Annotated in this window: 13 protein-coding genes and 1 tRNA gene; all 14 read right to left on the reverse strand. The window is 58.4% G+C overall.

The annotated features are described in order from the left end of the window. Positions 1 to 468, reverse strand: coding sequence for a hypothetical protein (locus tag MCM46_03755; GenBank protein MCG3110920.1), 468 nt, complete (start codon positions 466 to 468; stop codon positions 1 to 3). Beyond that, positions 468 to 1,283 carry a 23S rRNA (guanosine(2251)-2'-O)-methyltransferase RlmB gene (gene rlmB / locus MCM46_03760; GenBank protein ID MCG3110921.1) on the reverse strand — a complete coding sequence of 272 codons (816 nt, stop codon included), beginning with the start codon at positions 1,281 to 1,283 and terminating at the stop codon, positions 468 to 470. The genes MCM46_03755 and rlmB overlap by 1 nt, the downstream gene beginning before the upstream one ends. Further along, positions 1,280 to 2,734, reverse strand: a complete 1,455-nt coding sequence (gene cysS, locus MCM46_03765; GenBank protein MCG3110922.1) for a cysteine--tRNA ligase — start codon at positions 2,732 to 2,734, stop codon at positions 1,280 to 1,282. The genes rlmB and cysS overlap by 4 nt, the downstream gene beginning before the upstream one ends. Before the next feature lie 66 nt (positions 2,735 to 2,800). After that, positions 2,801 to 3,478, reverse strand: a complete 678-nt coding sequence (locus MCM46_03770) for a protein-L-isoaspartate(D-aspartate) O-methyltransferase (protein ID MCG3110923.1) — start codon at positions 3,476 to 3,478, stop codon at positions 2,801 to 2,803. Between the two features lie 168 nt (positions 3,479 to 3,646). Then, positions 3,647 to 4,429, reverse strand: a complete 783-nt coding sequence (gene surE, locus MCM46_03775) for a 5'/3'-nucleotidase SurE (protein MCG3110924.1) — start codon at positions 4,427 to 4,429, stop codon at positions 3,647 to 3,649. A gap of 160 nt (positions 4,430 to 4,589) precedes the next feature. Then, positions 4,590 to 4,666: transfer RNA gene (locus MCM46_03780), tRNA-Pro, on the reverse strand. Between the two features lies 1 nt (position 4,667). Next, entirely contained in the window at positions 4,668 to 4,997 is a 330-nt protein-coding gene (locus tag MCM46_03785) for a MerR family transcriptional regulator (GenBank protein MCG3110925.1), read from the reverse strand. A gap of 12 nt (positions 4,998 to 5,009) precedes the next feature. Continuing rightward, positions 5,010 to 5,285, reverse strand: coding sequence for an integration host factor subunit alpha (locus MCM46_03790; protein ID MCG3110926.1), 276 nt, complete (start codon positions 5,283 to 5,285; stop codon positions 5,010 to 5,012). Positions 5,286 to 5,547: 262 nt separating this feature from the next. Continuing rightward, positions 5,548 to 6,426 carry a trypsin-like peptidase domain-containing protein gene (locus MCM46_03795; GenBank protein ID MCG3110927.1) on the reverse strand — a complete coding sequence of 293 codons (879 nt, stop codon included), beginning with the start codon at positions 6,424 to 6,426 and terminating at the stop codon, positions 5,548 to 5,550. 75 nt (positions 6,427 to 6,501) lie between these two features. Beyond that, positions 6,502 to 8,064, reverse strand: coding sequence for a citramalate synthase (cimA, locus tag MCM46_03800; protein MCG3110928.1), 1,563 nt, complete (start codon positions 8,062 to 8,064; stop codon positions 6,502 to 6,504). 63 nt (positions 8,065 to 8,127) lie between these two features. Continuing rightward, positions 8,128 to 9,396 carry an aspartate kinase gene (locus MCM46_03805; protein ID MCG3110929.1) on the reverse strand — a complete coding sequence of 423 codons (1,269 nt, stop codon included), beginning with the start codon at positions 9,394 to 9,396 and terminating at the stop codon, positions 8,128 to 8,130. Positions 9,397 to 9,418: 22 nt separating this feature from the next. Beyond that, positions 9,419 to 10,624 carry a cofactor-independent phosphoglycerate mutase gene (locus MCM46_03810; protein MCG3110930.1) on the reverse strand — a complete coding sequence of 402 codons (1,206 nt, stop codon included), beginning with the start codon at positions 10,622 to 10,624 and terminating at the stop codon, positions 9,419 to 9,421. A gap of 43 nt (positions 10,625 to 10,667) precedes the next feature. Next, positions 10,668 to 11,768, reverse strand: a complete 1,101-nt coding sequence (gene thrC, locus MCM46_03815; protein ID MCG3110931.1) for a threonine synthase — start codon at positions 11,766 to 11,768, stop codon at positions 10,668 to 10,670. Beyond that, on the reverse strand, positions 11,761 to 13,074 hold the full coding sequence (locus tag MCM46_03820; protein ID MCG3110932.1) for a homoserine dehydrogenase: 1,314 nt from the start codon (positions 13,072 to 13,074) through the stop codon (positions 11,761 to 11,763). The genes thrC and MCM46_03820 overlap by 8 nt, the downstream gene beginning before the upstream one ends. Between the last annotated feature and the right edge of the window lie 9 nt (positions 13,075 to 13,083).

The following is a 13,083-nucleotide window of genomic DNA, read 5'->3' on the forward strand; positions in this document are numbered from 1 at the left end:
TTACGAAGGGATCTTCTTTTCCATTGTGCGGACCGACGGCGCGACCAGGTAGCTCCGGCTCCCCAGGGCCAAAGCGAAACCGACCGCTACGTAGATGACGCCGATGACCAGCGCCGGCGCTCCGAAGAAACGGATGGTCCGGCCGATCAAAATCATAACGAGGATCAACAGCCAGCTTTTTACGCTGAAGGTCATGTAGAAGGGGCTCTTCTCGGGAAGCTGCTCGATCCGGGCGATGTTCTTTTTGGCGATCTTCGGGAGAACAAAGTTCCCCTTCGCGAATCCGGTGATGAGCGCGATCAGCAGCCCGATCCCTTCGGCGATTCCGGGCGTCCCCCTGGCCGGGTCGAGCTCGCTCATCGTTCGTCCGCCGAAAAGAAAAATTCCTCCGGCGATTAGCAGACCGGTGCCGACGAGCGCCCAGAGCAGGAACGCCAATTTCAGATGGGTGTCGCGTGATACCTCCATTAATTTGCTCCTTTCTTTAATCTTTCGTTGCGTTGCCTTAAAACTTCGTACGCGACCACGCCGACGGCGACCGAGACGTTGAGCGAAGAAACCTTCCCCCGCATCGGCAGTGAGACGACCTGATCGCAGTGCTCGAGCACTTTTTGATGGACCCCTTTCCCTTCCGCGCCGACGACAACGGCGACCGGATCGGCAAAATCATACTCCAAATAAGAGGTCGGCGCTCCCGCCTCGATTCCGACGGTCCAGATGTTCTCTTTTTTCAGCCGGTCGATCGTCGCCGAGATATTGACCACCCGCGCCACGGGAACATGAACCACCGCGCCGGCCGACGCTTTCGAAACCACGCCGGTCAACCCGGCCGCGCGCCGCTCCGGGATGATTACCCCATGGACGCCGACGGCATCGGCGGTCCGGATGATCGCCCCCAAGTTACGCGGGTCTTCGACCTCGTCGAGGACCAGGAGAAAAGGAGTTTCCCCGCGCCGTCGAATTCCCTGTAGAATCTCATCCAGCTCGGTATAACTTTGGGCCGAGAGAAGACCGACCACCCCCTGATGTTTGGCGGTCTTGGCCATCCGGTCGAGCACATCGCGCGGAACCGTCTGGACCGTCGCCCGCTGCTGCCGGGCACTGGTCCGGATCTCGTCGACCTCCTGGCCGCCCCGGCCCGGCGCCAGGAAGACCTTGTTCAGCCGCTTCGCCCGGAGCGCCTCCAGGACCGGATTGATCCCGTAGATCACCGCCTCTTCGACGGAGAGCGAAGGCCGCGGCTCCCTTGGCTTTGGATCTCTGGGGGTTTTCTCTCTTCTCATCGCTTCACCCGCGTTGTCCCGTCCGGCCGGTCTTCGAGGACAATCCCCGCTTGGGCCAGCCGATCCCGGATCTCATCCGACTTCTTCCAATCTTTCTTCCGGCGCGCTTCCTCCCGTTCGCGGAGGAGCGATTGGATCGCCGCCTCATCGAACGCGGCCTTCGCTGGAAGACCTTTCTCCCAGGGTTGATGACTCCACTCGGAAGGAGGATTTCGGAAGAGGCCGAGGACACCGCCGAGCCCCTTCAGAAGCGCTTTCGCGATCCCTAGAAATGAATCTTCCCCCTTTGACATCCGGGCATTGACCTCGGAGCGAAACTCCTGAAGCACACCGATCGCACGGGCAGTATTAAAGTCATCCTCCATCGCCGCTTCGAACGCCTCTCGGAACCGATCCCACTCCGAACCGGCCGCAACACTGTTTGCGGGAGAGATCGATTGCAAATTCATCTCCTCCAACTTCTGAAAAAGCTCATAGAAATGATCGAGACCGCTCTTCGCCGTCTTGAGGCTCTGATCGGAAAAATCGACCGGAGATCGATAATGGGTCGAGAGAAGGTAGAAGCGAATCACCTCGGCGATCATCGCCTCTGGAAATCGAGGGGACTTCTCGAAGATTTCTTTCACCGTGAAGAAATTGCCGAGCGACTTCGACATCTTCTCCTGATCGACGGTGACGAAGCCATGGTGAATCCAGGTCCGGACGAACTCCTTTCCGGTCGCCGCCTCCGATTGGGCGATTTCGTTTTCATGATGCGGGAAGATCAAATCCTTGCCGCCGCCGTGCAGATCGAGGGTCTCCCCCAGCAGCTTCATCGACATCGCCGAGCACTCGATATGCCACCCCGGTCTCCCCATCCCCCAGGGGCTCTCCCAGGCCGGCTCCCCCGGCTTCGACGATTTCCAGAGGGCGAAGTCGAGCGGGCTTTTCTTTCGCTCATCGACCTCCACCCGCGCGCCCGAAATCATCTCGTCGAGCTTCTGCTTCGAGAGCTTTCCATACGAGGGAAACTTCGCCACCTCGTAATAGACATCCCCGTCTACAGGATAAGCGATCCCTTTCGAGATCAATGCCTCGATCAGTCCGATCATTTCGGGGATGTATTCGGTCGCCTTCGGCGCCGCCGTCGGAAGCCGCACCCCCAGCCGGGCCATGTCCTCTTCGTAGGAGGCGATATACTTTTCAGAAATCTCCTTCCACTCCTTCCCCTCCTGCTGCGCACGGCGGATGATCTTATCATCGACATCGGTGAAATTTTTGATATAGTGCACCGAGAGCCCCTTGTACTCCAGATAATTTCTGACTACATCGAAGACGATCGCCGACCGCGCATGGCCGAGGTGGCAATGATCGTAGACGGTCACGCCGCAGACATAGAGGCGGACCTCTTTGTCCATCATCGGGGACCACGGCTCCTTTTCGCCGGAAAGAGTATTGCTGATTTTTAGCATCGATTTTTCCTGCTGAACGGCCTAGTATGATTTCAGGCGGGCTGCGGTGTCAAGATGCAGACAGTATCATTTATGAGCGTCCGTTCCCGTCGATTCCTCTTCCTTGCTCCAACCGGACGCCCCCAAGAACGGAACAAAAAGACAGGGTGTGATCGAGACGGTGACAGGCCCTTTTTCTTCCTTGACGATCTTCTTCAGCGTTTGCGACGTCCGCTCTCCGATGGGGATCACCATCCTCCCGCCGACCTTGAGCTGATCCATTAAGACCGACGGAATCTGAGGCGCTCCCGCGGCGACCAGGATCGCATCGAACGGGGCCTCGTCCTTCCAGCCGAAAGAGCCATCGGCCTGTCGGATGACGGCGTTCCGGTAGCCGAGCTCTTCAATCATCTTCCACGCCTTCGAAACCAAGAATTGAATCCGCTCGATCGAGCAGACCCGCGCCGCCAATTCCGCCAGCACCGCCGTCTGATAGCCCGATCCGGTCCCAATCTCCAACACCTTCTCGGTCCCCTTCAGCGCCAGCGCCTCCGACATCAACGCCACCATGTACGGCTGGGAGATCGTCTGCCTCTCCCCGATCGGAAGGGCATGGTCGCCATAGGCCCGGTCGCGAAACGCCTCCTCGACGAAGAGATGCCGGGGGACCTTCCGCATCGCCGCCAGCACCCGCTCGTCCTTGATCCCCCTGGGGATCAGCTGGTCTTCGACCATGCGGCGCCGCGCGGTCTCAAAATGATTCATGATCGGTCTTATCCTATGCAAAAACGCAGATAAAAGAAGGGTGAGGCGATTTTCCATTTATCATTTATCATTGCTCATTTGCGCTCATTTGCGCTCATTTGCCATTTTAAAATCGGAAATGAAAAATGGAAAACGATAAATGGAAAATCCCTTACTTTGGGCCTCACCTCAACCGATCTCCGTCTCCAGCTGCTCTTTCCAGGAGCGGAGCCGTTCGACCGTTTCGTGATGGGTGAGATCGAGATGAAGCGGGGTCACCGAGATCTCCCCGCGCTCGACCGCCTCATGATCGGAATTCTTCCGCTTCTCCCATTTCATTCCGTTGAGGCCGATCCAGAAATATTTTCTCCCGCGCGGATCGGTGTTCTCGATGATGGTGCTGTCGTCGAAAACCCGCTTGCCGAGCGTGGTGATCCGAACACCCTTGATCTCGTTCGGGGGAAGATTCGGGGCATTGACGTTGAGGAAGACCTCCCGCGAAAGCCCCTCCTTCAGAACCAGCCGCACCAGCCCGACGGCAAACCGCGCCGCCGTTTCGAAGTGATACTGGCCGTCGCCCAGTTGGGAGAAAGCGATCGAAGGAATTCCGAGAAGGGTCCCCTCCATCGCCGCAGAGACCGTCCCGGAATAGGTCACGTCGTCGCCGAGATTCCCTCCCTTATTGATCCCGGAGACGATCAAATCGGGCCGCGCGTTCTTCAATAAGTAGAGCACCCCGAGATTGACGCAGTCGGTCGGCGTCCCGTTGACGCTGAACACCCCCGGACGGAGCTCATCGGCGCGAAGCGGCTTATGAAGAGTCAAGGCATGGCCCGCCGCGTTCCGTTCACGATCGGGGGCGATCACCACCACCTTGCCGACCTCTTTGAGTGCGTCGGCCAGCTGATGCAGGCCGGGCGAGTGGACGCCGTCATCATTCGTCGCCAGAATGAGCTTTTCCTTCTTGCTCAAAACAAAAACCTTTCTACCCTTACCGGAGCAGAGGCGCGGCGCCCCTGCACAAAACAAAAAAAGCTGCCAAGCAGCTTTCAGATCTTATCTCAATGACCCTGGGCCTGTCGGTGAGCGGTCTGACCTCTCTTCACGAAAGATGGACCGCTCACCTACAAATTGGTCGGGGCGACTGGATTTGAACCAGCGACCACTCGCACCCCAAACGAGTGCGCTACCAGGCTGCGCTACGCCCCGCCTAACTTAAAATGTGTAAAACTTCTTCCAGTTCCCTTCGAACCCGATCGAGGGTCTCTTCGTGACGGGGTTCTCTCATCGGCGGATCCGATGGAACGGGGGCGCCGTTCAATTTCTTCTTCGCCCCCGCGATCGTCATCCCCTCCTGGTAAAGGAGCTTCTTGATCTGAAGGATCAGATCGATCTCCCGCTTCGTGTAGACCCGTTGGTTTCCTTTACTCTTCTTCGGATGAAGGGCCGGAAACTCCGATTCCCAAAAACGGAGGACGTATGCTTCCAGGCCGGTGAGCTGACTGACCTCCCCAATCTTATAAAAGAGTTTGTCCTGCATCCTCTCCTATGCCTACTGGTTGACGAACTTTTTAAAGACCTGGCTCGGTCTGAATGTCACCACACGGCGGGGGGTGATTCCGATCTCCTCGCCTGTCTTTGGATTTCGACCCTTCCGAGCCCGCTTCTGTCGAACGACAAAATTTCCAAAACCGGCGACCTTGACCATCTCCCCTTTCTTGAGGACCTCCTTGATTGAATTCAGTATGACTTCAAGAATATCGGCCGATTCCTTCTTAGAGATTCCTAACTTGTCGAAGACTTCATTGGCGATGTCGGCTTTTCTCATCGTGACCCCTTTCTTCGGTCCATTTCGGCTGGGTTTATTCTTGAAGACAGTCTCTCTCTCGGAGAGCTTGCAAATTGGCCATAAAATACAATAGGTTGCCGATAATGTCAAGTGTTTTATTCGTAGGGAATACGGAAGAGAAGAGGAATATCCGGCCTTACCGTCTATTTTCCGCCCTTGGAAACCTTCGGCGGTGAGATCCACTCGGAGAAAAAGATCAATCGAAAATCACGGGATCTTCAAGGCAGGTCGGTATTTCGGGCTACGGCAGGGCCAGGCGGCCCTGGCTGATGGTTCCTTTATCGACCCATTCCTCGACGACGGTTTTCGCCATGTTGATCGGAATGGCGAAGCCGATCCCTTGTCCCGTGGCGACGATGGCGGTGTTGATGCCGATCACCTCCCCCTTGGCATTGAGGAGAGGGCCGCCGCTGTTTCCGAAGTTGATTGAGGCGTCGGTTTGGATAAAGTTGTCCTGATCCGTCAGGCCGAGGTCGGTCCTTCCGGTCGCGCTGATGACGCCGACGGTCACCGTCCGGTCAAGGCCGAAGGGGTTTCCGATCGCAATCGCCCACTCTCCCACCTGAAGCCGGCCCGAGTCGCCGAGGTCGGCCACCGGCAGATCGGATTGAGGGGGAATCTTGATGATCGCGAGATCGGTTTTGGGGTCTTTTCCGATAATCGTTCCGATGAATTCTCTCCGGTCCGAAAGCTTGATCGTGATTTTGTCCGCCTCGGAAATGACATGATGGTTGGTGATGATGTAGCCGTCTCTGCTGATGATGAAGCCGGAGCCGAGGCTCCTCTGCCGGAACTCCCGGCGGGGAGGGTCCTTGAAGAGCTCTCCCAGGAAGTCCTGAAAAAGCCCTCTATCTTGAGCGGAATCGGGATGACGGACGAAGTGGACGGTGCTGATGTTTACCACCGCCGGCGTGACCCGCTTCGCCACCCGGATGAAGGCCTTCTCCGTGATGAGGAGCTCGCGCGCGGGGATCTCGCCGATCGGCTCGATCTCTTCGAAGTGCGGCTCGGGAGCGGAGGCGACGACCGGGGTCGATGCGGTTTGCTCCGTGCAGGAGACGAAGAGAATAACAATAAGGAGGGGGAGGATGGAGGTCAGCCTATCTTTCGCAATCTGCATCGAGCGATTTCTCATTTCCTAAATTATAGGCCGACCGATGGTAAACACGCAAGCGCGCCTGAAACGGCGCGGCGCTCAGCTGTTCAATAGTTTGTACTCGATGCTGTCCACCAATGCTTGCCAGCTGGCTTCGATGATGTTTTCGGAAACCCCGACCGTCCCCCAATTCTTCTCGCCGTCGCCCGATTCGATCAAGACCCGGACCTTCGATCCGGTCCCGTCGCTGGCGGTCAAGACGCGGACCTTATAATCGAGGAGCTTGACCTGAGAGAGGGCCGGATAAAACTTTTCGAGCGCCTTTCGAAGTGCGTGGTCGAGCGCATTGACCGGTCCGTTTCCGGTCGCCGCGGTGTGCTCCACCTGGCCCCCTACCTCGACCATAATGGTCGCCTCGCAGAAGGTCTCCTCGCTTCCTTTTCGTTTTTCGACGATCACGCGGAAACCGACCAGGTCGAAAAACTTCTGATGTTTTCCGAGCGCCTTCTTCATCATCAGCTCGAAGGAGCCCTCCGCCCCCTCGAACTGGTAGCCCTGGTGCTCCCGCTCTTTGAGTTGTTCGAGAATTTCCGTAAGATGCGGGCTGTCGCTCGCCAGGTTGATCCGGAACTCCTTCGCCTTCTCCAGAAGGTTGCTCTTTCCGGCGTTGTCGGAGATCAGGACCCGCTGCCGATTTCCCACTTTGCTCGGAGCGACATGCTCGTATGTTTCCGCATTCTTCCGGACGGCGTGGACATGAATCCCCCCCTTGTGGGCGAAGGCGGCGTCGCCGACATACGGCTGGTGTTTGTTGTGGGGGAGATTGGCGATCTCGCTGACGAAGTGAGAAACTTCTCTCAACCGCTTGAGCTGGCCGTCGGCGATGCAGTTGATCTTCATTTTCAATTTCAGATTCGGGAGGAGCGAGCAGAGGTTGGCGTTTCCGCAGCGCTCCCCGAAACCGTTCATCGTCCCCTGCACTTGAGTCACGCCGATTTCGACCGCCGTCAAGGCGTTCGCCACCGCCATCTCGGAGTCGTTGTGCGTGTGGATGCCGAGCGAGCCGCCGATCTCGCGCTGAACCACCTCCAGCGCTTCGCGGAGCTGCCACGGCATCGTTCCGCCGTTGGTGTCGCAGAGGATGATGCATTCCGCGCCGGCCCGCTTGGCCGCTTCCAGCGTCTTCAGCGCGTAGTCGGGCTTCGCCAGATAACCGCTGAAGAAATGTTCCGCATCGTAAAAAACCCGCTTCCCCTGAGAGCGAAGGTACTCGATCGAATCGGAGATGATCTCCAGATTCTTCTTGAGCGTGATCCCGAGCGCCTCGGTGACGTGCAAGTCCCAGCTCTTGCCGAAAAGGGTGACGACCTCAGTCCCGGCCTCGGCCAGTGCTTTGATGTTGGGATCTTCCGAGACCTTGTTTCTCGATTTCCGCGTGGCGCCGAAAGCGACGAGCTTGGACGACTTGAGCGGGATTTTTTTCATCTCCTCGAAGAAGGTGATGTCCTTCGGGTTCGCCCCCGGCCATCCTCCTTCGATGTAATGAAGGCCGAGCTCATCGAGCTTCTGGACGATGCGAAGCTTATCCTCGACGGAGAAGGAGACATCCTCCGACTGTGCGCCGTCGCGTAACGTGGTATCGTAGATCTCAACGATCTGCATGGTCACTCCTGTCTTTGCGGTTGTGAGACCTCTTCGAGCGTCGCTCGCGCCCGCAAAGACCTTTTATTTTGAAGCCCGCCTCACCGTCTTGGCTTTGCCCTTTTCGCTCTTCTGCGGCGGGGTCTTGCTCAGCTCGAAAACATCATGAAGGGTCCGGACCGCCAGCTCGGTATACTTCGAATCGATGACGCAGGAGATTTTGATTTCGGAGGTGGAGATCATCATGATGTTGATCCCCTCCGCCGCCAGGCTGGAAAACATCTTGGCCGCCACCCCGGAGTGGGAGCGCATCCCGACCCCGACGATCGAGACCTTGGCGATGTTCTCCGTCAATTGAATGTCCTGCACCCCCATCTCTTCCGCCAATTTGGAAAGGGTCTCTTTCGCCCGCCGCGCATCCCCCTTCGGGACGGTAAAGGAGATATCGGTCATCCCTCCCTGGCTTACGTTCTGGATGATCATATCGACGACCACATTCTCCCGGGCGAGGGTGCCGAAAATTTTCGAGGCGATCCCCGGCCGGTCGGGCACGCCGAGGAGGGTTACTTTCGCCTGATTTTTATCGTAGGTCACCCCCGAGACGACCTCTTGCTCCATCTCTAGATCCTCCTTTGTCACCAGGGTCCCCTCGTGGTCGTTGAAGCTCGACCGGACACGGACCGGAACCTGATATTTCATTGCAAATTCCACCGAACGGGTCTGGAGCACCTTCGCCCCCAGGCTCGCCATCTCCAGCATCTCCTCATAGGAGATCTTCGACAACTTTCTTGCATTCGGAACGATATTCGGGTCGGTCGTATAGACCCCGTCGACGTCGGTATAAATGTCGCAGAGATCGGCCTTCAGCGCGGCGGCCAATGCGACGGCGGTGGTATCGGAGCCCCCCCGGCCGAGGGTCGTCACATCCGACCGCTGATTGATCCCCTGAAAACCGGCCACCACCGGGACAACCCCCTCGGCGAGCGATTCCTTCAACCGCTCCGCGGTGATCTGCTCGATCCGGGCGTTGGTGTGGACGGCATCGGTCAAGATGCCGACCTGTCTTCCGGTGAAAGAGCGCGCCGCCACCCCCGATTCCTGAAGGGCCATCGCCAGCAGGGCGATCGTCACCCGCTCTCCGGTCGAAATCAGCATGTCCATTTCGCGCTGATCGGGAAGGGGGGAAATCTGGTGGGCAAGCCCGATCAACCGATCGGTCTCCCCGCTCATCGCGGAGACGACCACCACGACATCGTTTCCCTCCGCCCGCGCCTGCGCGACCCGCCGCGCCACATTTTTAATCCGGTCGGTGGTTCCGACGGAGGTCCCGCCGAATTTTTGAACAATCAACATTTAAATAAACCCCATCCCCTGTTTATGCTTTTAAAAAATGCTCCATCAATCGATGGCCTTCGGACCAGAAATTCGCGCTTCCGGCCGCTTCCCTCTCCGAGAAGGGGCGCTCCTCTTTTTTTCCGTCGAGACCCCGGCAGAGGAGAAAGGGGACCGGATCGCCGGCCGCGTCCCGGCTCGATACCGGCGTGGCGTGATCCGAGAGAAGAAGCAGCCGCCACGGCCCCTTCTCTCTCAGTTGAGAGAGCAACGGGCCGACGAGCTGCCGATCAAAACGCTCGATCGCCTCCATTTTCAACTGCAGGTCGCCTGCATGCCCCGCCGCATCACACGCTTCAAAATGAAGATAGACCAGATCATGTCCTTCGAGCGCTTCGGAGGCCGCCTTCACCTTTGCCGCATCGTCGCCGACGGGGACATCAATGACCTTCATTCCTGTTTTTCGCCCTAAGCCGCGCAGGAGATCGGCCTCCGAGATCAGCGCCCCGCCCTTTGAAAATCGCGTTGAGAAGGGAGGCAGTGGAACCTCTCGCCCGGGCCCCCAGAACCAGACGCCGTTGGCCGGCCGCTCCCCTCGCGCAATCCGCTCTTCGTTGACCGGATGGTCCAATAAAACGGTAAAGGCGCTCTGAACCAGCTTCTTTAAAACCCCTTTGTCGGCGCCGCGGGGGAAGACCGAGACAATCTCCTTATCGACCAGCTTGTGAGGCGGGAGGCACTCCACCTTCAAGGCGCCGTGGACCCACACCATCAGGTGTCGATATCCTTTTCCTGCATAAAACTGAATCTGATCGCTCCCGAGCAGATTGTTGAGCAGATCGATCAGTTCCCGGGCCTCCTCATCACCGATCTTCCCCGCCGTGGGATCCTCTAAAAATACCCGGGAGGAGAGCTCGTTGAAGGCATATCCCTTCTGCCGGTCCCGAAGGGTCACAAGGTTGCAGCGGAAGGCGACATCCCCCTCATTAAGCAAGACTTCCATCCCGGCCGACTCAAGCGCGCCTCTCCCGGAATAAAACCGGCGCGGGTCATATCCAAGGATCGACAGGTGTGCGACATCACTCCCCGGAACGAATCCATCCGGCGTCGTCCGGACCAAGCCGATTTCACCGCAGGTCGCAAGAAGATCGATGTTGGGTGTTTTCGCCGCTTCAAGCGGCGTCCTCCCGCCGAGCGCTTCGATCGGCCGGTCAGCCATTCCGTCCGCAACCAAAACAACGTATTTCATTCGAATTTTTATTTGTAGGGGCGACGCATGCGTCGCCCTTCCCTCAAAATCCCAAAACCTTCAGAACATCATCCAGGCGCGCCTTGATCGTCGTCGGCTTTTGCGCGATGCTCATCGAAAAGTCGGCATCCTTCAGGCCGTGGCCGGTCAGCGTGCAAACAACCCTGTCCCCCTTCTTGAAAAATCCCCGCTTGCTCAACTTGACCACGCCGGCCACCCCGGCGGCCGAGGCCGGCTCGCAGAAGACCCCTTCCAAACCGGCGATCATCCGATAGGCCTCGACGATTTCATCGTCGGTCACCAAATTGATCTCCCCCTTCGATTCGGCCGCCGCCTCCACGGCCAATTTCCAACTGGCCGGGTTCCCGATGCGGATGGCGGTGGCGATCGTTCGGGGCTTCTCGACCACATGTCCGAGGACGATCGGCGCGGCGCCAGCCGCCTGAAAACCGATCATCTTCGGCAACGCCGTCACCTTTCCGCGATGGAAGTACTCTTTGTAACCCTTCCAATAGGCGGTGATGTTGCCTGCATTGCCGACCGGCAGAAAATGATAGGTCGGCGGTGTTCCCAGGTGATCGCAAACTTCAAAAGCCGCCGTCTTTTGCCCTTCAAGCCGATAGGGGTTGATCGAGTTGACCAGGGTGATCGGATACTTCTCCGCCACCTGCTTCACCAGTTCCAGCGCCTCATCGAAGTTCCCATCCACCTGGATCACCGTGGCCCGGTGGATCATCGCCTGGGCCAACTTGCCGAGGGAGATCTTTCCCTCCGGGATCAAGACATACGCTTTCATTCCTGCGCGCGCGCTGTAGGCCGAGGCGGAAGCGGAGGTATTTCCGGTGGAGGCGCAGATGACCGCCTTGGCCCCCTCCTCCTTCGCCTTCGAGATCGCCAGGGTCATCCCCCGGTCTTTGAAGGAGCCGGTCGGGTTCTCCCCCTCGAATTTGAGATAGAGATCGATGTCGGCGTGCGCCGCCGCGGCGAGCCGCGGCGCCGGGATGAGCGGCGTGTTTCCCTCATGCAATGTGATGACCGGGGTCCGGTCGGTGACCGGAAGGAACTCTCTGTATGCTTCAATGATCCCGGGCCATCGTTGATTCACGGCGAAACTTCCCAACCGACTTTTCGGAGTGTCACTCATCTTCACCCTCCACACGAATCAGCATGGTCGGCTCCGAGACGTAATCCATTCGATTGATTTTAGAGAGCGCCTCTTGGACGTCCCTCTCCTTGGCGCGATGGGTCATCATCACCAGCGGGACATTTCCCCCGGCCTTTCTTCCCTGTTGGATAACCGACGAGATGCTGATCCGGTGCTTCCCGAGCACGCCGGAGATCTTGCTGAGAACCCCCGGCCGATCCTCGGCCATAAACCGGAGATAGTAGAGGCTTTCGATCTCGTCCATCTGCTTGATCCGAAGCGCCGGCCGGGCTTCCGGCAGGAAGGAGGCCGGCGGAACCCGGCCGCTCGCCCCCTTTAAGATATTTCTGGAAATGTCGATCAGGTCGCTGACCACCGCGCTCCCCGTCGGAAGACTTCCCGCGCCCCGCCCGTAAAAGAGCGCTTCTCCGATCGCTTCTCCGACAAGGTAGATCGCGTTATGGACCCCGCCGACCCGGGAGAGGAGATACTCCTTGGGGATCATCGTCGGATGAACGCGGGCCTCGATCTCGCCGTCGGCCGCTTTCGCGATAGCGAGGAGCTTAATCTTGTAGCCGAACTCCTCGGCGAAAGCGATGTCGAGCGGCGTCACCTTGTCGACCCCTTCCGTGTAGATCTCCTTGAGCGGAACCGCCGTCCCGAAGGCGAGGCAGGTCAAAATCGCCAGCTTGTGCGCTGAGTCGGCCCCGCCGATATCGAGGGTCGGATCGGCCTCGGCATAACCGAGCCGCTGCGCCTCGGCAAGGACCTCGGAGAACTTTTTCCCCTCGTCGGTCATCTTCGTCAGGATGTAATTGCAGGTGCCGTTGACGATCCCATAAATCGCCGCGATCTTCTCGGCCGCCAAGCCTTCCTTGATCGCGTGGATGATCGGGATGCCGCCGCCGACGCTCCCCTCGAATCCGACATCGACCCCCTGCTCCACCGCCGCGCGAAAGATCTCCTCCCCGTGGGCGGCGAGCAGCGCTTTGTTCGCGGTGACGACCTGTTTTCCCCGCCGGATCGCCTCCAGGAGGAACTGCCGCGCCGGATCATATCCCCCGATCAGCTCCACGACGATATCGATCTCGGGATGCCGGACGACCTTCATGGCATCGGTCGTCAGAACCCCCTTTGGAAGGGAAACCCCCCGGCTTCGTTTGACGTCGAGGTCGGCGATCTGAACGATCTCGATCGGACAGCCGAGCCGCCTTCGGATCAGCCCCTTCTGTTCGGTCAGAATCTTCACCGCGCCGGTGGCGACGGTCCCAAAACCGATAAAGCCGACTTTGATGGATGATTTCATCGTTAAAAG

The sequence above is a fragment of the Candidatus Manganitrophus morganii genome (genome assembly GCA_021651055.1).
Lineage (GTDB): Bacteria > Nitrospirota > Nitrospiria > SBBL01 > Manganitrophaceae > Manganitrophus > Manganitrophus morganii.

What these genes read in the sequence shown, in the direction of transcription:
- MCM46_03755 (MCG3110920.1), bottom strand. Translation starts at nt 468, where the DNA reads ATGGAGGTATCACGCGACACCCATCTGAAATTGGCGTTCCTGCTCTGG.
- rlmB (MCG3110921.1), bottom strand. Translation starts at nt 1,283, where the DNA reads ATGAGAAGAGAGAAAACCCCCAGAGATCCAAAGCCAAGGGAGCCGCGG.
- cysS (MCG3110922.1), bottom strand. Translation starts at nt 2,734, where the DNA reads ATGCTAAAAATCAGCAATACTCTTTCCGGCGAAAAGGAGCCGTGGTCC.
- MCM46_03770 (MCG3110923.1), bottom strand. Translation starts at nt 3,478, where the DNA reads ATGAATCATTTTGAGACCGCGCGGCGCCGCATGGTCGAAGACCAGCTG.
- MCM46_03785 (MCG3110925.1), bottom strand. Translation starts at nt 4,997, where the DNA reads ATGCAGGACAAACTCTTTTATAAGATTGGGGAGGTCAGTCAGCTCACC.
- MCM46_03790 (MCG3110926.1), bottom strand. Translation starts at nt 5,285, where the DNA reads ATGAGAAAAGCCGACATCGCCAATGAAGTCTTCGACAAGTTAGGAATC.
- MCM46_03795 (MCG3110927.1), bottom strand. Translation starts at nt 6,426, where the DNA reads ATGCAGATTGCGAAAGATAGGCTGACCTCCATCCTCCCCCTCCTTATT.
- cimA (MCG3110928.1), bottom strand. Translation starts at nt 8,064, where the DNA reads ATGCAGATCGTTGAGATCTACGATACCACGTTACGCGACGGCGCACAG.
- MCM46_03805 (MCG3110929.1), bottom strand. Translation starts at nt 9,396, where the DNA reads ATGTTGATTGTTCAAAAATTCGGCGGGACCTCCGTCGGAACCACCGAC.
- MCM46_03810 (MCG3110930.1), bottom strand. Translation starts at nt 10,624, where the DNA reads ATGAAATACGTTGTTTTGGTTGCGGACGGAATGGCTGACCGGCCGATC.
- thrC (MCG3110931.1), bottom strand. Translation starts at nt 11,768, where the DNA reads ATGAGTGACACTCCGAAAAGTCGGTTGGGAAGTTTCGCCGTGAATCAA.
- MCM46_03820 (MCG3110932.1), bottom strand. Translation starts at nt 13,074, where the DNA reads ATGAAATCATCCATCAAAGTCGGCTTTATCGGTTTTGGGACCGTCGCC.